Source organism: Kitasatospora sp. NPDC051164, assembly GCF_044455625.1.
In the GTDB taxonomy this organism is placed as follows: Bacteria; Actinomycetota; Actinomycetes; order Streptomycetales; family Streptomycetaceae; genus Kitasatospora.
The window spans coordinates 1-20,467 of the sequence record NZ_JBITFB010000015.1; the positions used below are offsets into that span (position 1 = coordinate 1).

The 20,467-nt window shown below is 71.6% G+C and carries 19 protein-coding genes and 1 pseudogene; 10 read left to right on the top strand and 10 right to left on the bottom strand.

Annotated elements, in window-relative coordinates; translation table 11 throughout:
* Positions 1-119, bottom strand: a pseudogene (locus tag ACIBEC_RS22600) (acyl-CoA dehydrogenase); the annotation flags it as partial.
* 252 nt (positions 120-371) lie between these two features.
* Here ACIBEC_RS22600 and ACIBEC_RS22605 point away from each other — a divergent pair.
* The 3 genes from ACIBEC_RS22605 (at position 372) to ACIBEC_RS22615 (ending at position 2,789) form a co-directional block, all read left to right on the top strand.
* On the top strand, positions 372-1,709 hold the full coding sequence (locus ACIBEC_RS22605; protein ID WP_360495401.1) for a UDP-glucose/GDP-mannose dehydrogenase family protein: 1,338 nt from the start codon (positions 372-374) through the stop codon (positions 1,707-1,709).
* Between the two features lie 145 nt (positions 1,710-1,854).
* Positions 1,855-2,319 carry a hypothetical protein gene (locus tag ACIBEC_RS22610; RefSeq protein ID WP_360495398.1) on the top strand — a complete coding sequence of 155 codons (465 nt, stop codon included), beginning with the start codon at positions 1,855-1,857 and terminating at the stop codon, positions 2,317-2,319.
* A gap of 44 nt (positions 2,320-2,363) precedes the next feature.
* The gene (locus tag ACIBEC_RS22615) at positions 2,364-2,789 is read left to right on the top strand and encodes a CoA-binding protein (RefSeq protein WP_360495395.1); all 426 of its coding nucleotides are present in this window, start codon (positions 2,364-2,366) and stop codon (positions 2,787-2,789) included.
* On the opposite strand, the gene ACIBEC_RS22620 is transcribed toward ACIBEC_RS22615, so the two are convergent.
* The 3 genes from ACIBEC_RS22620 to ACIBEC_RS22630 are packed head-to-tail and all read right to left on the bottom strand — an operon-like array spanning position 2,786 to position 5,703.
* On the bottom strand, positions 2,786-4,000 hold the full coding sequence (locus ACIBEC_RS22620; protein WP_360495392.1) for a dipeptidase: 1,215 nt from the start codon (positions 3,998-4,000) through the stop codon (positions 2,786-2,788). The two genes, ACIBEC_RS22615 and ACIBEC_RS22620, sit on opposite strands and share 4 nt — an antisense overlap.
* 33 nt (positions 4,001-4,033) lie before the next feature.
* On the bottom strand, positions 4,034-4,567 hold the full coding sequence (gene purE / locus ACIBEC_RS22625) for a 5-(carboxyamino)imidazole ribonucleotide mutase (protein WP_360495389.1): 534 nt from the start codon (positions 4,565-4,567) through the stop codon (positions 4,034-4,036).
* On the bottom strand, positions 4,564-5,703 hold the full coding sequence (locus ACIBEC_RS22630) for a 5-(carboxyamino)imidazole ribonucleotide synthase (protein WP_360495429.1): 1,140 nt from the start codon (positions 5,701-5,703) through the stop codon (positions 4,564-4,566). Before ACIBEC_RS22630 ends, purE begins: the two co-directional genes overlap by 4 nt.
* Positions 5,704-5,961: 258 nt before the next feature.
* On the opposite strand from ACIBEC_RS22630, the gene ACIBEC_RS22635 reads away from it, so the two are divergent.
* Positions 5,962-6,522, top strand: coding sequence for a GtrA family protein (locus tag ACIBEC_RS22635; protein ID WP_360495386.1), 561 nt, complete (start codon positions 5,962-5,964; stop codon positions 6,520-6,522).
* Positions 6,523-6,706: 184 nt separating this feature from the next.
* On the top strand, positions 6,707-7,402 hold the full coding sequence (locus ACIBEC_RS22640; protein ID WP_360495383.1) for an ester cyclase: 696 nt from the start codon (positions 6,707-6,709) through the stop codon (positions 7,400-7,402).
* Positions 7,403-7,461: 59 nt separating this feature from the next.
* On the opposite strand, the gene ACIBEC_RS22645 is transcribed toward ACIBEC_RS22640, so the two are convergent.
* Both ACIBEC_RS22645 and ACIBEC_RS22650 read right to left on the bottom strand, forming a co-directional pair.
* The gene (locus ACIBEC_RS22645) at positions 7,462-8,709 is read right to left on the bottom strand and encodes an ATP-binding protein (protein WP_360495381.1); all 1,248 of its coding nucleotides are present in this window, start codon (positions 8,707-8,709) and stop codon (positions 7,462-7,464) included.
* A 64-nt stretch (positions 8,710-8,773) separates the two neighbouring features.
* Positions 8,774-9,448, bottom strand: coding sequence for a response regulator transcription factor (locus tag ACIBEC_RS22650; RefSeq protein WP_030058577.1), 675 nt, complete (start codon positions 9,446-9,448; stop codon positions 8,774-8,776).
* A gap of 329 nt (positions 9,449-9,777) precedes the next feature.
* Here ACIBEC_RS22650 and ACIBEC_RS22655 point away from each other — a divergent pair, with 329 nt between their 5' ends.
* Both ACIBEC_RS22655 and ACIBEC_RS22660 read left to right on the top strand, forming a co-directional pair.
* Complete coding sequence (locus tag ACIBEC_RS22655) at positions 9,778-11,286, top strand: oligopeptide:H+ symporter (protein ID WP_360495378.1); 1,509 nt, start codon at positions 9,778-9,780, stop codon at positions 11,284-11,286.
* 144 nt (positions 11,287-11,430) lie between these two features.
* Entirely contained in the window at positions 11,431-13,449 is a 2,019-nt protein-coding gene (locus ACIBEC_RS22660) for a prolyl oligopeptidase family serine peptidase (RefSeq protein WP_360495375.1), read from the top strand.
* A 51-nt stretch (positions 13,450-13,500) separates the two neighbouring features.
* Here the strand turns inward: ACIBEC_RS22660 and ACIBEC_RS22665 are convergent, their stop codons facing one another.
* The gene (locus tag ACIBEC_RS22665) at positions 13,501-14,376 is read right to left on the bottom strand and encodes a methyltransferase domain-containing protein (RefSeq protein ID WP_360495372.1); all 876 of its coding nucleotides are present in this window, start codon (positions 14,374-14,376) and stop codon (positions 13,501-13,503) included.
* Positions 14,377-14,510: 134 nt separating this feature from the next.
* Between ACIBEC_RS22665 and ACIBEC_RS22670 the strand changes: the two genes are divergently transcribed.
* The 3 genes from ACIBEC_RS22670 to ACIBEC_RS22680 all read left to right on the top strand — a co-directional run bounded on the left by ACIBEC_RS22670 (position 14,511) and on the right by ACIBEC_RS22680 (position 16,534).
* Positions 14,511-15,371 (top strand): helix-turn-helix transcriptional regulator, encoded by an 861-nt coding sequence (locus tag ACIBEC_RS22670; protein ID WP_360495369.1) that lies wholly within the window; start codon positions 14,511-14,513, stop codon positions 15,369-15,371.
* Positions 15,364-15,564: a DUF397 domain-containing protein gene (locus ACIBEC_RS22675; protein ID WP_360495366.1), complete on the top strand. Its 201-nt coding sequence runs from the start codon at positions 15,364-15,366 to the stop codon at positions 15,562-15,564. Before ACIBEC_RS22670 ends, ACIBEC_RS22675 begins: the two co-directional genes overlap by 8 nt.
* Before the next feature lie 247 nt (positions 15,565-15,811).
* Positions 15,812-16,534 carry a class I SAM-dependent methyltransferase gene (locus ACIBEC_RS22680; RefSeq protein ID WP_396288714.1) on the top strand — a complete coding sequence of 241 codons (723 nt, stop codon included), beginning with the start codon at positions 15,812-15,814 and terminating at the stop codon, positions 16,532-16,534.
* A gap of 154 nt (positions 16,535-16,688) precedes the next feature.
* Here ACIBEC_RS22680 and hutI read toward each other — a convergent pair whose 3' ends face one another.
* From hutI to ACIBEC_RS22695, 3 genes are read right to left on the bottom strand one after another with little or no spacing between them, the layout of a single operon-like run.
* Positions 16,689-17,864 carry an imidazolonepropionase gene (gene hutI, locus ACIBEC_RS22685; RefSeq protein ID WP_360495360.1) on the bottom strand — a complete coding sequence of 392 codons (1,176 nt, stop codon included), beginning with the start codon at positions 17,862-17,864 and terminating at the stop codon, positions 16,689-16,691.
* Positions 17,865-17,899: 35 nt separating this feature from the next.
* Positions 17,900-19,252, bottom strand: coding sequence for a formimidoylglutamate deiminase (locus ACIBEC_RS22690; protein WP_396288786.1), 1,353 nt, complete (start codon positions 19,250-19,252; stop codon positions 17,900-17,902).
* A gap of 32 nt (positions 19,253-19,284) precedes the next feature.
* Positions 19,285-20,466, bottom strand: coding sequence for an allantoate amidohydrolase (locus ACIBEC_RS22695; protein ID WP_360495426.1), 1,182 nt, complete (start codon positions 20,464-20,466; stop codon positions 19,285-19,287).
* Position 20,467 lies beyond the last annotated feature (1 nt).

A 20,467-nucleotide genomic window follows, 5' to 3' on the forward strand; every position in this document is an offset into this window, starting at 1 on the left:
TCCGCCGCGAACGGAGCGATCTTCGCCTCGGCCAGCGAACGCACCGCCTCACGAAGCATCTCGTGCTCCTCGGAGATACGGAAGAGATCGAAGTCAGCTGCCCCTGCGCTGCCCGCCATGATGCCTGCCTCGTCGTCCAGTGACCGAAGTCCGGCGAAGCCGGATCCGGCCCGATCGAACCGGTCCGATCGACGTCGAATCCGGGGTTAACTACCGTTCAGTAGCGATCCTAGGGCTCCGACCTGCGGCTGCCTAGCGTCCCGGGCGTGCGGCCGATCCCTGCACGCCCGGGCAGGACGGATAGCATCGGGGGCGTCCGTACCGGTCGGGTCCGCATCCAGGCCGGTCGAGTCCGCCTCCAGGGAGAACCCGTGACCCTCCGCATCTCCGTGATCGGCACCGGCTACCTCGGCGCCACGCATGCCGCCGCGATGGCCGAGTTCGGCTTCGAGGTGCTGGGCCTGGACATCGACCCCGACAAGATCGCCATGCTCACCGCCGGCCGCGTCCCGATGTACGAGCCGGGGCTGTCCGAGCTGCTGCTCAAGCACGTGGCCGGGCACGAGGGTTCGACCGGGCGACTGCGGTTCACCACCTCCGCCCAGGAGGCCGCCGAGTTCGGCGACGTGCACTTCGTCTGCGTCAACACCCCGCAGCGCAAGGGCGAGTTCGCCGCCGACATGTCGTACGTCGACACCGCGATCGACGAGCTCGCACCGCACCTGACCCGCCCGGCCCTGGTGGTCGGCAAGTCCACCGTCCCGGTCGGCTCGGCGGCCCGGCTGGCCGAGCGGCTGGCCGCGCTCGCGCCGGTCGGCGAGGGCGCCGAACTCGCCTGGAACCCGGAGTTCCTGCGCGAGGGCTTCGCCGTCCAGGACACCCTGCGGCCGGACCGGATCGTGGTCGGCACCCAGAGCGAGCGGGCCGAGCGGCTGCTGCGCGAGGTGTACGCGGAGCCGATCGCGGCCGGGGTGCCGTTCGTGGTCACCGACTACGCGACCGCCGAACTGGTCAAGGCCGCCGCGAACTCCTTCCTGGCCACCAAGATCTCCTTCATCAACGCGATGGCCGAGGTCTGCGAGGCGGCCGGCGCGGACGTCACCCAGCTCAGCAAGGCCCTGGCCTTCGACGAGCGGATCGGCGGCAAGTTCCTCAACTCCGGCCTCGGCTTCGGCGGCGGCTGCCTGCCCAAGGACATCCGCGCGTTCATGGCCCGGGCCGGCGAGCTCGGCGCCGACCAGGCGCTGACCTTCCTGCGCGAGGTCGACTCGATCAACATGCGGCGCCGCTCCCGGATGGTCGAGCTGGCCCGCGAGCAGTGCGGCGGCGGCTTCCTGGGCCGGCGGGTCGCCGTCCTCGGCGCCGCCTTCAAGCCCAACTCGGACGATATCCGGGACTCCCCCGCCCTCAACGTGGCCGCCCAGATCCAGCTCCAGGGCGCCCAGGTCACCGTCTACGACCCGAAGGCCGTCGACAACGCCCGCAAGATGTTCCCCTCGCTCACCTACGCCGGCTCCGCCCTGGAGGCCGCCGAGGGCGCCCACGTCGTCCTCCACCTCACCGAGTGGGCCGAATTCCGCGAGCTGGACCCGGCCGAGCTGGGCGCCGTGGTCGCAGAGCGCCGCCTCCTCGACGGCCGCAACGTCCTCGACGCCGACGCCTGGCGCGCCGCCGGCTGGACCTACCGCGCCCTCGGCCGCCCCAGCTGAACCCCTGAGCCCCCGGCGCCCGCCCCCGAACCCGGGGGCGGGCGGGCTTTTCGTGCAACCGATTCGCGCAACCGAATTGAACATGTTCAGATCGCGTGCGAGGATCAGTCCCCACGATGCTCGCGGAGACCGGGGGGTCCTTCTCGTGCACGCCGAACGAGTCCGCAAGCAGGGGACGTGGGCCACCCGGCTGCCGCTGGCCTTCCTGGACCTCGTCCTGATTGCGCCGTTCGCCTGGATCGGCTTCTGCGCGCTGCTCCTGACCGAGGACGGCAAACCCCACGCGGTCGGCTGCTCGGAGGCGATGGAGTTCGCCGGCGGGTCGATCCCGGCGCAGGCCACCGAGACCGTCTGCACGGACGACGGCGGCTGGCAGGACCGCGGCTACACCGTCGAGTTCCGGATGCCTCGGGCCGAACTGGCCCAGCGGCTGGCCGCCGCCTTCCCGCGGGTCCGGCTGGGCACCGACAACGCCTCCGGCCTGCGCTTCGGGAACGCCCACGAGACGAACGCGACGCGCCCGAGCGGGCAGGCCGGGTTCCTCCACCTGGACGCCACCTACGACGACGACGGTACGGCCCGGGTCAGGCTCGGGGCCTTCGACACCTGAGCCCGAGCCGGAATCCCGCGTCCCCGGGCATCGTTGGAACGGGCGTGACGAGCTACGGCGACGATGCGACGGTCCGCGAGATCCTCACCGGCACCGGGGACACCTGGGCCGTGGTCGGCCTCTCCAACAACACCGCCCGGGCCGCATACGGCGTGGCCCGGGTGCTGCAGCGCTACGGCAAGCGCATCGTGCCGGTGCACCCGAAGGCCGAAACGGTCCTCGGCGAGCAGGGCTACGCCTCGCTCGCCGAAATCCCGTTCGCGGTCGACGTGGTGGACGTGTTCGTGAACAGCGCGCTGGCCGGGGAGGTGGCCGGGCAGGCCGTGGCGGTCGGGGCGAAGGCGGTGTGGTTCCAGCTCGGGGTGGTGGACGAGGCCGCGTACGGGCGGACCCGGGAGGCCGGGCTCGCCATGGTGATGGACAAGTGCCCGGCCCTCGAGATCCCGCTGCTGGACGAGGACGGGGCCTAGGAGTTCGCGCCGTCCAGCTGGGCGATGGTGGCGATGGACGGGCCGCGGCCGGCGCGCAGTGAGGTGGCGGCGGACTCGGCGTCGCGCAGGACGCGGACGGCGTTGAGCCAGGTAAGCTTCGCCAGGTCGGCCTCCGACCAGTGGCGGCGCAGGAGTTCGGCGACCAGGTTGGGGTAGCCGGCCACCGAGTCCAGGCCGTCCGGCAGGAAGGCGGTGCCGTCGAAGTCGCCGCCGATGCCGATGTGGTCGATGCCGGCGACCTCGCGCATGTGGTCGAGGTGGTCGGCGACGGTGGCCGGGGTGGCGATCGGGCGCGGGTGTTCGGCCTCGAAGGCGTACTGGCGCTCCATGGCCGGCGGGGTGGTGTCCAGCGGGTGGAAGCCGTGGGCGCGCATGTTGTCGTCGGCGGCGAGGGTCCACTCGATGGCGGCGGGCAGGATGAACTTGGGCACGAAGGTGGCCATCGCCACGCCGCCGTTGGCGGGCAGCTGGGCGAGGACGTCGTCGGGGATGTTGCGCGGGTGGTCGCAGACCGCGCGGGCGGAGGAGTGCGAGAAGACCACCGGCGCCTCGGTGACCCGCAGGGCGTCCCGCATGGTGTCGGCGGAGACGTGCGAGAGGTCGACCAGCATGCCGAGCCGGTTCATCTCGCGGACGACCTCCTCGCCGAAGCGGGTCAGCCCGCCGGCCACCGGCTTGTCGGTCGCGGAGTCGGCCCACGGCACGTTGTCGTTGTGGGTGAGCGTCAGGTAGCGCACACCCAGCTCGTACAGGGCGCGCAGGGTGGCGAGCGAGCAGTCGATGGAGTGGCCGCCCTCGGCGCCCATGAGGGAGGCGATCCGGCCCTCCGCGCGGGCGGCCTCGATGTCGGCGGCGGTGCGGGCCAGGCGGAGCCGGTCGGGGTAACGCTCGACGAGGGCGTGGACGAAGTCGATCTGCTCGAGGGTGGCGCTCACCGCGTGGTCGCCGGCCAGCGAGGCGGGGACGTAGACGGACCAGAACTGCGCGCCGACCCCGCCCTCCGCGAGGCGGGCGAGGTCGGTGTGCAGGCGGTCGCTCTGGTCGGCGGCGAGGTCGAGCGCGCCGAGGTCGTACCCGGCCTGCTCGCGCATCGCCCAGGGGAGGTCGTTGTGGCCGTCCACCACGGGGGCGGTGCGCAGCAGGGCGCGGGCGCGGTCCAGCGGGGTGGGGGAGTCCGTCTCGGAAGTCATGCGAGCTGTTCTACCCCACCGCCGCGACCGTGGTTACTTGCCGAAGCCGAAGGAGGAGGAACCGGCCACCTTGGCCCGGAGCTTCTTGCCCTTCTCGGTGGCCTGGCTGTTCAGCTCGGCCTGGAAGTCGGTCATCCGCTCGGTGAGCTCGGGGTCGAAGGCGGCGAGCATCCGCACCGCGAGGAGGCCCGCGTTGCGCGCGCCGGCCACCGAGACCGTCGCCACCGGGACGCCGGCCGGCATCTGGACGATCGACAGCAGGCTGTCCATACCGTCCAGGTAGCGCAGCGGCACCGGCACGCCGATGACGGGCAGCGGGGTGACCGAGGCCAGCATGCCCGGCAGGTGGGCCGCGCCGCCGGCGCCCGCGATGATCGCCTTCAGGCCGCGCTTGTGGGCGTTCTCGCCGTACGCGACCATCTCGCGCGGCATCCGGTGGGCGGAGACGACGTCCACCTCGTAGGGGATCTCGAACTCGTCGAGGGCCTGGGCGGCGGCCTCCATGACGGGCCAGTCGGAGTCCGAGCCCATGACGATGCCGACGACGGGCTGGGCGGAGGCGCTCATTCGGTGATCGTTCCTCGCAGGTAGGCGGCCGCGTGGCGGGCGCGCTCGCGGACGTCTTCGAGGTCGTCCCCGAAGACGTTGACGTGGCCGACCTTGCGGCCGGGCTTCACGTCCTTCCCGTACATGTGGATCCGCAGCCCGGGGTCGCGGGCCATGCAGTGCAGGAAGGCGTGGTACATGTCCGGGTAGTCGCCGCCGAGGACGTTGACCATGACGGTCCACTTGGCGCGCGGCCGGGGGTCGCCGAGCGGGAGGTCGAGGACGGCCCGCAGGTGGTTCTCGAACTGCGAGGTGACGGCGCCGTCCTGGGTCCAGTGCCCGGAGTTGTGCGGGCGCATGGCCAGCTCGTTGACCAGGATCCGGCCGTCGCGGGTCTGGAACAGCTCGACGGCGAGGTGGCCGGTGATGCCGAGTTCGCCGGCGATCCGCAGGGCGAGCTGCTGGGCCTCGTCGGACAGGGCCGGGTCGAGGTCCGGCGCGGGGGCGGTGACCTCGGCGCAGACGCCGTTCTCCTGGACGCTCTCCACGACCGGGTAGGCGACAGCCTGGCCGCTGGGCGAGCGGACCACGTTGGCGGCCAGCTCGCGGACGAAGTCGACCTTCTCCTCGGCCAGCACGGGGACGCCGGCCAGGAACGGGGCCTGCGCCTCCTGCTCGCTGTCCACGACCCAGACGCCCTTGCCGTCGTAGCCGCCGCGGACGGTCTTCAGGACGACGGGGTAGCCCTCGCCCTCGGCCGCGAACGCGGTGACGTCGGCCGGGTCGACGACGATCCGGTGGCGGGGGCAGGGCACGTCGATGGAGTCCAGCTTGGCCCGCATCACGCCCTTGTCCTGGGCGTTGACGAGCGCGTCCGGGCCGGGGCGGACGGCGATGCCGTCGGCCTCCAGGGCCCGCAGGTGCTCGGTGGGGACGTGCTCGTGGTCGAAGGTGACCACGTCGCAGCCGGCGGCGAAGCGGCGCAGGGTGTCGAGGTCGCGGTAGTCGCCGAGGACGACGTCGGAGACCACTTGCGCGGCGGAGTCCTGGGGCGTGTCGGCGAGGAGTTTGAACCTGACCCCGAGCGGGATGCCCGCCTGGTGTGCCATGCGGGCCAGCTGCCCGCCACCGATCATGCCCACCACTGGAAAATTCACATTGCCCGGGGAAGTCACGCCGCCAGGATATCCGGGCCGGTCGGGGGTGGTGGAGCCGCTGGTGGGCCCTCGGAAGCGGACGCGCGTAGATGTCAACCCGGGGGCCTCGCGGCTGAGCCGTTCGACGGAAGCGGGTAGCCTGGACGGCCAGGTCCTGGTCTACGCGGTCAGATCATGTGCGTGCACGCAGGGCTCAAGGGGCGGCCGCGCCGCTGCGATCAGCCCTTTCGACCCGCAGGCACATGGAGGCAGTCCGCTATGGCGACGACCGCAGCTTCGAAACCGTCACTCGCGCAGAAACTGCGTGGGCTCAAGGGCGAAGTCGTGAAGTTCGGCGTCGTCGGCCTGAGCGGCGTGGTGGTCAACTTCGCCGTCTTCTGGGTCTGCATCAACGGCCTGCACCTGGCCTCGGTGCGATCGAACATCGCGGCGACGGTGATCGCGATCGCCACCAACTACCTCGGCTACCGCTACTGGCTGTACCGGGACCGCGACGCCGCCTCCCGCAAGCGGGAGATCACGCTCTTTCTGGTCTACAGCGGCATCGGCATGCTGATCGAGACCGGCGTGCTCGGCTTCTCGGTGTACGTGCTGAAGCTGGACTCGCACTACGAGCAGCTGGGCGCCAAGGTGATCGGCCTCGCGGTGGCCACCGTCTTCCGCTTCGTCTCCTACCGCACCTGGGTGTTCAAGGCCGAGCCGGAGCCGGTCGAGCTGCCGGCCCAGCAGGCGGCGGGCACCTCCAGCGGCCAGGAGCTGGCCGCCCAGGCCGAGCTGATGCTGGCCGCCGAGCAGATCCGCTACGCCAAGGCCGAATAGGCCCCGCGGCCGGTAGCCCTCCCCCGCGGGCCACGCACACCACGCACAGACCCGCAGCCCCGCAGCCCCGGCAGGCCGATCCGGCCGCCGGGGCTTGCTGTCTGCGCCACCGGCGGAGGAGAGTGGTGACCGAGGGCGAGCGCGGTCGGCGAACGATCACGGCCGGGGGGTCAGGAGGCTCGCCATGACGTTCGTCCAGATCATCGACTGCCAGACCGACAGGCTCGACGACCTCAACCAGCTGATGGACACCTGGGTCGAGGCGACCCGGGGCAAGCGGACCGCCTCGCACGCGGTGGTCGGCACCGACCGTTCCGACACCAAGCACGTGGTGGAGATCGTGGAGTTCCCCTCCTACGAGGAGGCGATGAAGAACTCCCACCTGCCCGAGACCGACCGGATCTTCCGGGAGATGGTGGCGCTCTGCGACACGCCGCCGACCTTCACCGACCTCGACGTGGTCCGCGACGCGCGGTTCAACAAGGCCACCGCGAGCCGGGTCCTCGACGGGCTGTCGGCCGGCAACCTCGACATCATCGACGAGTGCATGACCGCCGACTACCGCGACCACGACTACGGCAGCGAGAGCGACGCGGTCGGCCCGGCCGCGTTCCGGGAGCGCTGCGGCAACTACCTGGGCGCCTTCGACTTCACCTTCGACACCGAGGGCCAGATCGCCGAGGGCGACGAGGTGGCCACCCGGTGGACCTGGCACGCCACGCAGAAGGCCGACTTCATGGGCGTGCCGAACACCGGCAAGTCGGTGGTCGGACGCGGCACGACCACCTTCCGCTTCAGGGACGGGAAGATCTGCGAGGGCTGGTGGCAGTGGGACGTGATGGGCCTGATGCGCCAGCTCGGCGTGCTGCCCAGCGCCTGACCCTGCCCGGCGAACCCCGACCGGCGACCCCGCTCGGTCCTCGTGCTCGGTCCTCGTGCTCAGTCCTCGTGGCTGCGCCCGAGGAAGATCGCGAACACCGGGGGCTTCAGCGAGAGCAGTTCGAGCCGCCCGCCGTCCGCCTCCGCGAGGTCGCGGGCGACGGCGAGGCCGATGCCGGTGGAGTTGCGCCCGCTGACCGCGCGCTCGAACACCCGGTTGCCGAGGTCCGGCGGCACTCCGGCGCCCTGATCCTGCACCTCGACCACGACCGAGGTACCGGAGGGCCGGACCCGCAGGGTGATCGTCCCGGCGCCGTGCATCAGGGAGTTCTCGATCAGGGTGGCCAGCACCTGGGCGACCGTCCCCGGGGTGCCGACCGCGGTGATCCCGTGCAGGCCTTCCAGGGAGAGTACCCGGCCCTTCTCGCGCAGCGTCGGGCCCCACTCCTCCACCTGCTGCTTGATGACCTCGTCCAGGTCGAAGGCGACGGCGGTGGGGCTGCGCGGGTCGCGCTGGGTGGTGAGCAGCCGCTGGACGACGTCGGTGAGCCGCTCGACCTGCTGGAGGGCGATGGTCGCCTCCTCCTTGACGGTCTCCGGGTCCTCGGCGAGGGCGGTGATCTCCTCGAGTCGCATGGAGAGCGCGGTGAGCGGGGTGCGCAGCTGGTGCGAGGCGTCGGCGGCGAGCCGTCGCTCGGCGGTGAGCATCCGGGCGATCCGCTCGGCGCTGGTGTCCAGCACCTCGGCGACCCGGTCGAGTTCGGGCACCCCGTAGCGGCGGTCGCGCGGGCGCGGGTCGCCGGAGCCGAGCCGTTCGGCGGTCTCGGCGAGGTCGGTGAGCGGGCGGGCGAGCCGCTTGGCCTGCCAGACGGCGAGCGCCACGGCGGCCTGGACGGCGAGCAGGGCGACCACGCCGAGCAGCAGCAGATTGTTGGCGATCTCGTGGTCGACGTCCTCGCGGGACTGCTCGACGGTGACGGTCTCGCCGCTGTTGCCGCGTTCGACGGCCTTCAGCAGGTGGCTGCCCGCCGGGCGCTGGCCGGCCGAGAGCACCTGCTGGCCGGGGATCTGCACCTCGACGTAGGTGCCCTCGGTGACCTGGCTCTCGAAGGCCCGCTCGTTGGTGACGCCCTCGTTCGCGCCGATCCGGCTCTCGACCAGGGCGAGCACCCGGACGGCGGCCGCGTCCACCCGGTCCTGGGCCGAGTTGACGATGGTGCGCTTCTCGACCAGGGCGAGCGGCACGCAGAACACCACGACGACCACCAGGACGACGCCCAGCAGCGAGTTGATCATCCGGCGTTTCACGCTGCCGCTCCCCGAGGTGTTCCGCTTCACCGGCTGTGGCCCGGTCCCGATCTCCGTACGGGGGCTAATTCTTCTCGAACCGGAACCCCACTCCGCGCACGGTGGCGATGTAGCGCGGGTTGGCCGCGTCGTCGCCGAGCTTCTTGCGGAGCCACGAGATGTGCATGTCCAGGGTCTTGGTGGAGGTCCACCAGGTGGTGTCCCAGACCTGGCGCATGATCTCCTCGCGGGTGACCACCCGGCCGGCGTCCCGGACCAGCACGCGCAGCAGCTCGAACTCCTTGGCGGAGAGGGTGAGCTCCTCGTCGCCGAGCCAGGCGCGGTGGGACTCGATGTCGATCTTCACCCCGTGCGCGCCGGTGGTGAGCTGGTCGACGTTGCCGCGCCGGAGCAGGGCCCGGACGCGGGCAAGCAGCTCGGCCAGGCGGAAGGGCTTGGTGACGTAGTCGTCGGCGCCGGCGTCCAGGCCGACCACGGTGTCCACCTCGTCGGCGCGGGCGGTGAGCACCAGGACGGGGCAGCTCTTGCCGTCGGCACGCAGGCGGCGGCAGACCTCCAGGCCGTCCATCTCGGGCAGGCCGAGGTCGAGGACGACGAGGTCGACCTCCTCGGTGAGGCCGGCGGCCAGTGCGGTCGGACCGTCCTCGCGGACGAGCACCTCATAGCCCTCGCGTCGCAGGGCCCGGGCGAGCGGTTCGGAGATCGCCGGATCGTCCTCGGCAAGCAGCACACAGGTCATGGGGTGATGGTAGTCCGCCGGGGTAAGCCCGTATGCCCTGTGAGGTAGTTCACAGAGCGTGATCGTTATGCGGGCATCCGACTGAGTTCAACAGAGCGTTGCGGCCCGCCGGTTCAGCGAAGAATTCCCTACTGGATCTTGAATCCGAAGGAGGACAACCGCATCTACCATGGATCGATCGGGAAGATCTGTTGATCTCTTTGCCATTGCCATACCTAATTCGTGCCTTTTGTCATCTGATAGAGCCGAATATCGCCACGTAGAGTGGTTTCGTCCACGTCCGCCGCCACCCCCCTAGGCGGACGCTGTCAGGCAAGGAACCCCTACACATGGCGTCTACGACCCTGGACGCCGACGTTACGTCGGCCTCTCCCAGCGGCAAGACCTTCCTCGGTCACCCCCGAGGCCTCGCCACTCTCTTCATGAGCGAGATGTGGGAGCGCTTCAGCTACTACGGCATGCGCGCCCTGCTGGTGCTCTACATGACCGCCTCCATCACGGACGGCGGGCTCGGCATGAAGGCGGCGGTCGCCGCCGCCGTGTACAGCGTTTACACGGCCATGGTCTACCTGCTGGCCCTCCCGGGCGGCTGGATCGCGGACCGCTTCCTCGGCGCGCGCAAGACCGTCGCGGTCGGCGGCACGATCATCATGATCGGCCACTTCCTGCTGGCCGTCCCGTTCAGCGCGTCGTTCTTCGTCGGCCTCGCCCTCATCGCGATCGGCTCGGGCCTGCTCAAGGCCAACATCTCGACGATGGTCGGCCACCTCTACGACGGCCCGAACGACCCGCGCCGCGACGGTGGCTTCACCGTCTTCTACATGGGCATCAACCTCGGCGCCTTCGCGGCCCCGCTGGTCATCGGCACCGTCGGCCAGAACGTCAGCTGGCACCTGGGCTTCGCCCTGGCCGGCGTCGGCATGGCGCTCGGCCTGGGCCAGTTCCTGCTGGGCACCCGCCACCTGAGCCCGAAGAGCAACGTCGTCACCTCGCCGATCAGCGCGGACGAGAAGCGGAAGATCTTCACCAAGGCCGGCATCTGGCTGGCCGTCGCGGCCGCCTTCTACGTGATCGTCGCCGTCACCGGCCACTTCACCATCAACTGGGCGATCTGGCCGCTGTCCATCGCGGGCCTGGCGATCCCGGTCTTCGTCTTCGCCAAGGTGAAGCGCGACAAGGACCTCGACGCCGCCGAGCAGTCCAAGATGAGCGGCTACATCTGGTTCTTCGTCGCCGCCGCCGTGTTCTGGATGATCTACGACCAGTCCGGCTCGACGCTGAACATCTTCGCCGACGAGCACACCGCGTCCACGCTGCTCGGGTTCAACTTCCCGTCCAGCTGGTTCCAGTCGCTCAACCCGCTGTACATCATGGCGCTGGCCCCGGTCTTCGCCTGGATCTGGGTCGCCCTGGCCCGCCGGTCGAAGAACCCCAGCACCACCATGAAGTTCGCCTTCGGTCTGCTGATGATCGGCGCCTCCTTCATCGTCATGATGCTGGCGATGGCCTCCGCCTCCGGCGGCGCCAAGGTCACCCCGCTGTGGCTGGCCATGGTCTACCTGGTCCAGACCGTCGGTGAGCTCACCCTCTCCCCCGTCGGCCTGTCCGTCACCACCAAGCTGGCGCCCACCAAGTACGCCAGCCAGATGATGGGCGTCTGGTTCCTCGCGGTCACCGCGGGCGACTGCGTCGCCGCCATCTTCCAGCTGGTGCTGGGCGACAAGGTGGTCGGCGGCACCGCGTACTTCGCGGTGCAGGGCGTCATGGCGATCCTCGCCGGCATCGCGCTGGCGATGTACCGCAAGAAGGTCGTCAAGCTCATGGGCGACGTGCACTGACCCGACGTGCACTGATGCACTGATGCACTGACGATCGGCTCACGACTCCGGGGCCGCCGTGGATTCCTGAGATCCACGGCGGCCCCGGCCGTTTTCCCCCGTTCCCTCGACGGGACCGGGGCGGTCATGCCTACGGTGCCCGGTATGACGACCGACTCGCTCCCCCGTCAGTTGGCCCGCACCCGCCGGTTCACCCTCGGCGCCCCCACCCGGCCGCAGCCGTCCGCCGATGGCGCCACCGTGCTGTTCCTGCGCGGCCGGGACGGCACCGACCCGCTCACCTGCCTCTGGGCCCTGGACACCGACGGCGGCGGGGAACGACTGATCGCCGACCCGGCCGCCCTCGGCGCCACCACCGGCATCACGGCGTACGGCACCGACGCCGACGGACGGTACGCGGCCTTCGCGCTGGACGGCGCGCTGTGGCTGGCCGACACCGCCGACGGCACCGTCCGCACCGTCCCGGCCGCCGGTGAGCCGAGGGAGGTGCGGCTGGACCCGACCGGCCGCCGGATCGCCTACGTCAGCGGCGGCGCCCTGCGGGTGGTCGGCGTCGACGGTGCGGACGACCGGGCGCTCGCCGAACCCGAGGCCGAGGACGTCTCCTACGGCCTCGCCGAGTACGTCGCCACCGGGGAGATGTACCGCACCGACGGCCACTGGTGGTCCCCCGACGGCAGCGCCCTGCTGGTCGCCCGGGTCGACGAGCGCCCGGTCACCCGTTGGTTCCTCACCGACCCGGCCGACCCGCGGCAACCGCCGCGCGCCATCCGCTACCCGCCGGCCGGCACCGCCAACGCCGACGTCTCGCTGTGGCTACTCGGCCTCGACGGGAGCCGCACCGAGGTCCGCTGGGACCGCACCGCCTTCGAGTACCTCACCGCCGCCGGCTGGGACGGCCACGGCCCCTACGCCGCCGTGCAGAGCCGCGACCAACGCACCGTCCGCACCCTGGCGATCGGGGCGGACGGCACCATCCGGGTGCTCGCCGAGCGAACGGACCCGCACTGGGTCGAACTGGTCCCCGGCCTGCCCGTCCGGACAGCGGGCGGGGCACTGGTCGACACCGCCGACGACGGCGACACCCGGCACCTGACTGTCGACGGCAAGCCCGTCACCCCGGCCGGGCTGCAACTGCGGGCCGTCCTCGGGACAGAGGGCGAGCAGGTGCTGTTCACCGCCTCCGAGGAGCCCACCGAAACTCACCTCTGGACGTACGAACCGGGCCACGGCATACGACAGTTGAGCAGCGGCCCGGGCCTGCACGACGGGGTCGCACGGGGTGGAACGCTGGTCCTCACCACCCGCTCCCCCGGCGGCCGCACCACCGTCCTGCGCGAGGGGCGTCCGGCGCTCCCGCTGGTTTCGCACGCGGAGCCGCCCGTCCTCGCCTCCCGCCCCGAACTGCTCCGCCTCGGCCCCCGCGAACTGCGCGCCGCGCTCTACCTGCCCACCGGCCACCGCCCCGCCGACGGCCCGCTGCCAGTCCTACTCGACCCGTACGCCGGGCCCGCCATGCAGAAGGTCACCACCGGCGGCGCCTGGCACGAGCAGGTGTCCCAGTGGTTCGCCGACCAGGGCTTCGCAGTGCTGGTCATAGACGGGCGGGGCACCCCCGGTCGCGGCCCGCGCTGGGACAAGACGATCTGGGGCGACAAGGCCGACCCCGCCCTGGAGGACCAGATCGACGGCCTGCACGAGACCGCCCGGCTGCGGCCCGGACTGCTCGACCTCGACCGGGTCGCCATCCGCGGCTGGTCGTACGGCGGCTTCCTCGCCGCCCTCGCGGTACTGCGCCGACCGGATGTCTTCCACGCCGCCTCCGCCGGGGCTGCGCCGACTGACCACCGGCTGTACGACACCCACTGGCAGGAACGCTTCCTCGGCCACCCCGACCAGCACCCCGAGCACTACGACTCCTGCGACCTGATCACCGAGGCCCCGAAGCTGCGCCGCCCCCTGCTGCTGATCCAGGGCCTGGCGGACGACAACGTCTTCCCCGCCCACACCCTGCGCCTCTCCCGGGCCCTGCTCGCCGCAGGCCGCCCGCATGAGGTCCTGCCGCTTCGGGCAACCGCCCACCGGCCAACCGACGAAGCAGTAGTGGAGAACCTGCTGCACCACGAACTGCACTTCCTGCGGCGGTCCTTGGGCATCGGTTAGGTACGCCCTCGCCCCGTCGAGCCGATGGGCTCGACGGGGCGAAACAAGAGCTCAACCCCGGAGCGGCACCGGGTTCTCCGGGGAGTCGAGCCACACGGTGTGGGTCTCCGGAGTGACCGTGAGGCCGAACCGGTTGAAGCCGGGGCGGCCCTGGTCGTCCCACCAACGCCAGGTGGACTCGACCTCGTCCCAGAGGTTCCGGGGGCCGGACTGGTACACCTCATGCTCCGTGCGGCCCCGCTCGTAGTCGGCCGAGGCCCAGGAGTGGGTGTCCCGGCTGTAGAGCCACAGCGTGTACGCGTCGTTGTCGTAGCGCTCCGCCCGCCAGAACGCCCCGGGCACGGCCGCCCCGATGACGAACTGCTCGAACCACCCGCCCGTGTCCGGAGGGGCCAGGGTGGTGGTGGTTCTCACCCCGTCGGCGGGCCACTCCTGCCCGCGCAGGTACTCCTCGAAGGGGGGCCGGTCCGTGCGCTGCTGGCGCAGCCGCATGAACGCCGAACTCCGGGTGAACCTGCCGCTCGCGCTGGTCCCGTCGTCGTTCGCGGTCAACCGGACGATCTGCTCGCCGCCGTACTCGGTGCCGAAGGGCGCCACGATGATCCCGCCGGGGGCCGTCTGCGCCAGCCACGCCGGAGGGATCTCCAGCAGGGAGCAGGTGGCGATTACCCGGTTATAGGGGGCGCCCTCCGGCCAGCCGTGCCGTCCGTCGCCCTCCACCACGGTCGGTGTGAGGCCGGCCCGATCCAGGTTCTCCCGGGCGTCTCGGGCGACGTCCGGGTCGTACTCGATGGTCACCACGTTCGCGTCGCCCAGGCGGTGGGCCAGCAGACCCGCGTTCCACCCCGTACCCGCACCGACCTCCAGCACCCTGTCGCCCGGGCGGACGTCAAGGTCCTGCAGCATCGAGAACACCATCGTGGGCATGGAGTTGGAGACTCTTTAATTAAAGCGAAGCGGGAGAAGGTTCCTCCTCACGGGGGATACTCGTCGCCGAGCCCGGATGGATCCACCGGCTACTGGCGCGGCACACTGGGCTCTGCATCGGTAGAGAGGACGCCATGGCCCTTCGGATCCCCACCCTTCGTCAGCGACGTCTCGGCGCCGAACTGCGAAGGATGAGAGAGCAGGCCGGCTTCGGCGGCAGCCACCTCGCCAGGCTGCTCGGAGTGACTCCCGCCCTGGTGAGTCAGATGGAGATCGGGAAGTCGGCCGTCAGCGTGGCGCGCCTGCACGAGATCGCGGAAGCCTGCATGTGCGCCAACGCGCCCCTGGTCGAAGCGCTCGCCGACATGGCCAGAGAGCGCGACTCGGCCTGGTGGGACGAGTACCGCACGGCACTGGCGGCCGCTCCGATCGATGTGGCAGAGATCGAAGGTCGCGCGAAGAAACTCAAGAGCTTCACCATCGGCATCATCCCAGGGCTGCTACAGACGAACTCCTATGCGACTGCGGTGTTCGCGAGGGGGTTCACCGCTCTCCCCGCCCGCGAGGTCGATCGCAGAGTGAAGTTCCGCCTGCGGAGACAAGAGATCATCCGGTCCGGCGAAACGCCATACACGGCACTCATCCACGAAGCGGCGTTGCGTATCCAGTACGGCGGCTCTGCGGTGCTCAGGGAGCAACTCGACTCCCTCATCAGGGCCTCCGAGCTTCCGGGCGTCTCACTGCGGGTCGTACCCTTCGCAACAGCCGACTTCCCCGGCCCCAGTGAGAACCTGCTCTACGCAGAGGGGCCGGTGCCAGAGCTGGACACGGTTCAGGCCGACTCGTCTCACGGCTCCCATATCTTCGACTCACCCGCCCAGCTGGCGGGCTATCGCGCAATCTTGGAGCGCATCGAAGCCGTCGCGCTCCCGGAGAACGAGTCGCGGGATCACATTCACTCGATCATGAAGGAAATGAACGACAGGCATGAATAGCACCGAGTGGCAGAAGTCCAGCTTCAGTGAGGCGAACAACAACTGCGTTGAGGTGCGCGCACTTGAAGGGGCCGTCGAACTCCGGGAGTCCGACGACGGCGAGGTCATAGTCCGCACCACCCGCCTCAACCTTGCCGTCTTCCTCCAGGCCGCCAAGGCAGGCGAGTTCGACCACCTCGCCACCAGCCCCTGAGCGAATCGTTCCGGCGGCCTCTTGCGGGAAGCAAGAGGCCGCCGGTAGAGATCAGCTGATCGTCGCGGACGGCTGGGACGTGGACCTGCCGCTCTGGGCGGATGCCGCCAAGTGCAGCCCCTGCCACCCCGGCAACGACTCGCACTGACCGGACAGTTGCGGTGGCCCCGGGCACAGTCCGGGGCCACCGCGACCCGAAAAGGTGGAGTTCACTCAACCCCTGCGCTGACGCATACCGGGCGCGAGGATGACCCAGGTGACGACCACCTCCCTTCATACCCAAGCTGCCGTACCGGACGTCTGGCACCACTACGGCCGCGCCCGCGCCGACACGGACCGGACCGTCCCCGGCACCTTCCACTGGGTCTGGGCCCAGAACGGCGGGCCAGAAGTCGAGGTGCTGGGTGACATCACCAGCCTCGTCGTGGCCGACCTCGGCGCGGGCGCCGCCCGTCATGCCGCGCATCTCGTCACCCACTACGCCCCGGCCCGGGTCGATGCCATCGATGCTTCCCCCGCCCAGTACGCGATGGCCTGCGACCTCTACGGCCACCTCGCACCACGCCTGCGCACGGTGCACGCCGACGCGACCGACCACCTGGACGCGCATCCGGACGAGTACGACGTGCTCTACTCGGTGTTCGGCAGCCTCGACTTCGTCGACCCCCGCCGACTGCTCCCGGCCGCTGCCCGCGCCCTGCGACCCGGCGGACTGCTGGCCGCCTCCACCCTGGGCCAGTACCTCGGTGGAGCCCCCGCTGAACCGGACGTCCACCACGCCGACATTCCGGCCCGGACCCCGGACGGCGCCCCGGCAACCATGCGCCGCTGGGTTCTCCAGGAGACCGTCTGGACGAAGCTGTTGGACGAGGTGGGGTTCACGAAGATCAGTGTCGACCGGCTCCCTCCTGCCGTACCGAGTGCACGCGCTGCCGACACCCTGCTTGTCCGCGCCTACCGTCAGCCCTGACCACCTTGGGAGAAATCGGCATCGGGGAGTGCCGACCGTTCCGGTGGCCGCACCACAGCGCGTCGCCCCGCCGAGCAGCAGCTCGACGGGGCGACGCGAGCCCTCGCGCCCGCCACCCCGGGGGCGCGGGGGCCGTCTACATGCGCTAGAACAGCTAGACCTCGCGGACGCCCGCCCGCCAGACCGCGGCCGTCAGTGGCACGCCCGGCCGATAGGCCAGGTGGACGTGCGAGGGCGCGTCGAGCAGCAGCAGGTCGGCCCGGGCGCCGGGCGCGACCACGCCGACGTCGGTGCGCCGCAGTGCGTGGGCGCCGCCCGCGGTGGCCGCCCAGACCGCCTCGTCCGGCGTCATCCCCATCTCCCGCACCGCGACCGCGATGCAGAACGCCATCGAACTCGTGAAGCTGGAGCCCGGGTTGCAGTCGGTGGACAGCGCCACCACCGCCCCCGCGTCCAGCAGTCGGCGCCCGCTCGGGTACTCGGCCCGGGTGGAGAACTCCGCCCCCGGCAGCAGCGTCGCGACCGTCCCCGACCCGGCCAGCGCCGCCACGTCCTCGTCCGTCAGGTGGGTGCAGTGGTCCGCCGAGGCGGCCCCGAGCTCGACGGCGAGCTGCACGCCGGGCCCGTAGCTGAGCTGGTTGGCGTGCACTCGCGGCGTGAGGCCGCGCTCGATCCCCGCTGTCAGGATCGCCCGCGCCTGGTCGCCGTCGAAGGCGCCCTTCTCGCAGAACACGTCCACCCAACGGGCGTGCGGTGCACAGGCGTCCAGCATCTCGCCGGTCACCAGATCCACATAGCCCGCCGGGTCCTCGGCGTACTCGGGCGCCACGATGTGCGCGCCCAGGTAGGTGGTCTCCGGGGTGTGCCGCGAGGCGATCCGCAGCGCCCGGGCCTCGTCCGCCACCGTCAGCCCGTAGCCGGACTTGCACTCGATGGTGGTGGTGCCCTGGCGCAGCGCCTCCCGGACGAACCGGTCCAGGTTGGCGTCCAGTTCGGCGTCGCTCGCGGCCCGGGTGGCCGCCACGGTGGTGCGGATCCCGCCCGCCGTGTACGCCTGGCCGGACATCCGGGCGTTGAACTCAGCCGTACGATCCCCCGCGAACACCAGGTGGGCGTGCGAGTCGACGAAGCCGGGCAGCAGGGCCCGGCCCTCGGCGTCGAAGCGCTCGTCCGCTGCGGGGGCCTCGGCGGCCGGGCCGACCCAGGCGACGCGGTCGCCGTCGATCACCACGGCCGCGTCGGTCAGCAGGCCGAGCGGCCCGGTGCCCTGCCCGGGGTCGTTGGTGACCAGGCTGCCGATGCCCGTGATCAAGGTGGTCCTGGTGCTCAAGACAAAGCCTTCCGAGGGGAGTTGGGGAGGTGGGCTCAGTAGTCCAGCGCGCCGATGGCGGACCGCAGCGCCCCCGGAACGTCGGCCACCAGCTGGTGCGCGCCGTCCCGGACGACGTGCCGGCCGCCGACCACCACGTGCCGCACGTCCGCCGCCGAGGCCGCGAAGACCGCGATCTCGGCGCCGAGCCGGGGCGGCGGGCCCGCGGTGCGGACGGAGTCCAGCGCGATCACCGTGAAGTCGGCGAGCGCCCCGGCCTCGATCCGCCCGGCCTCCGGCCAGCCGAGCGAGGCGTGCCCGTCCTCGGTGCCGGCCCGCAGCAGCGCGTTGGCCGTCCAGTGGCCGCGGGTGCGGGTGCGCAGCCGCTCGTCCAGCTCCAGCGCGCGGGCCTCCTCGAACGGGTCGACGACCGCGTGGCTGTCGCTGCCCAGGGTGATCGGGCAGCCCGCCGAGGCGAGCCGGCGGGCCGGGCCGATGCCGTCCGCGAGGTCCCGCTCGGTGGTGGGGCACATGCAGACGGTCGTGGAGGAGTCGGTGAGGAGTTTGACGTCCTCGTCGGTGAGGTGGGTGGCGTGCACGACCGAGGTGCGCGGGCCGAGCGCGCCGTGGTCGGCGAGCAGCCGGGTCGGGGTGACGCCGTGCGCGGCGAGGCAGGCGTCGTTCTCGGCGGTCTGCTCGGACAGGTGGACGTGCAGCGGCGCCCTGCGCATCGCCGCCCAGTGCGCGACGGTGCCCAGCTGTTCGGCCGGGACGGCCCGGACCGAGTGGATGGCGGCGCCGATCCGGGCGTGCTCGCGCGGTTTGAGCGCGTCCGCCCGCTCGGCCCAGGCCTGCGCGTCGCCGTCGCTGAACCGCTGCTGCGGCTTGGTCGGCTCGGCGCCGAAGCCGGCGGACAGGTAGCAGGTGTCCAGCAGGGTGATCCGGATGCCGGCCCGGGCGGCGGCCTCGATCAGCACCTCGCCCATCGCGTTCGGGTCGGTGTAGCGGGCGCCGCCGGGCGCGTGGTGCAGGTAGTGGAACTCGCCGACGGCCGTGATCCCGGCCAGCGCCATCTCGGCGTAGACGGCGGTGGCGAGGTCCAGGTAGCTGTCCGGGTCGAGCGCGCCGGCGAACCGGTACATGGTGTCGCGCCAGGTCCAGAAGGTGCCGGAGCCGACCTGCACGTGCCCGCGCAGCGCGCGGTGGAAGGCGTGCGAGTGAGCGTTCGCCTGGCCGGGCAGCAGCAGCCCGTCGAGGCGGACGGCGCCGGGCGGGCAGGGCCCGCTGTCCGGCGTCACCGAGGTGATCAGGCCGCCGGGGCCGGTGGCGATCAGCACGTCCCGCTCGACCACCGGCCCGTTGGGGTGCGGCAGCCAGGCGTGCTGCGCCCAGTAGCTCACCGCGGTCACCGCGGCCGTTGAGGACGGTGAGGTCGCTGAGGTCACTGACACGCCAGGTCCTCCAGTACGTCGGCGAGGGCATTGACCCCGGCCAGGCAGTCCGCCACCTCGGCGTGTTCGGCCGGGGAGTGCGAGACGCCGCTGGGGTTGCGCACGAACAGCATGGCGGTCGGGATCGCGGACGCCAGGATCCCGGCGTCGTGTCCCGCGCCGGTGGGCAGCACCGGGGCGTCCAGCAGCTTGGCGAGCCGGTCGCGCAGCGGACCGTCGAAGTCCACCACCGGGGTGTACGACTCGCGGGTCAGCTCGACCCGGACGCCGTCGCGCCCGCCGCGCTCGGCGGCGGCCTGCTCGATCTCGGCGACCAGCGCGGTGAGGGTGCGCTCGTCGGCCGCCCGGGAGTCCAGCCAGCCGCGCACCAGCGAGGCGATCGCGTTGGTGCCGTTGGGCTCGACCGCGACCTTGCCGAAGGTGGCCAGCGCACCCGCCTGCTTCGCCTTCTTGCGGGCGGCGAGCACCGTGTTGGCGTAGGTCAGCATCGGGTCGCGGCGGTCCTCGATCCGGGTGGTGCCGGCGTGGTTGGCCTCGCCGTGGAAGTCGAACCGCCAGCGGCCGTGCGGCCAGATCGCGCCGGCCACGCCGACCGGCTGCCCCTCGGCGAGGTAGCGGCCCTGCTCGACGTGGAGTTCGACGAAGGCGCCGATCCGGGCCAGCCGGTCGTCGTCCGCGCCGATCCCGGTCGGGTCGTAGCCGGCCTTCTCCATCGCGTCGGGCAGCCGGACGCCGGCGGCGTCGCGCAGCTCGTACGCGGCCTCGCGGGAGAGCACCCCGGCGGTCAGCCGGGAGCCGATGCAGGCCACGCCGAACCGGGCGCCCTCCTCGTCGCCGAAGTTGACGATCGCCAGCGGCCGGGTGAACTCGGCTCCCCGGGCGCGGAGTTCGTCCAGCGCGGCGAAGGAGGAGACCACCCCGAGCGGGCCGTCGAAGGCGCCGCCGTCCGGGACGGAGTCCAGGTGCGAGCCGGTGACGACGGCCCCGCCGGCCTGCGGGTCGCCCAGCCAGGCCCACTGGTTGCCGTTGCGGTCCAGCTCGTACGCCAGGCCGCGGCTGCGGGCCTGCTGCTCGAACCAGGCGCGGCACTCGGCGTCGGCGGAGTTCCAGGCGAAGCGGCGGTAGCCGCCGGAGGAGGCGGAGCGGCCCACGGGGAGCAGCTCCGCCCACATC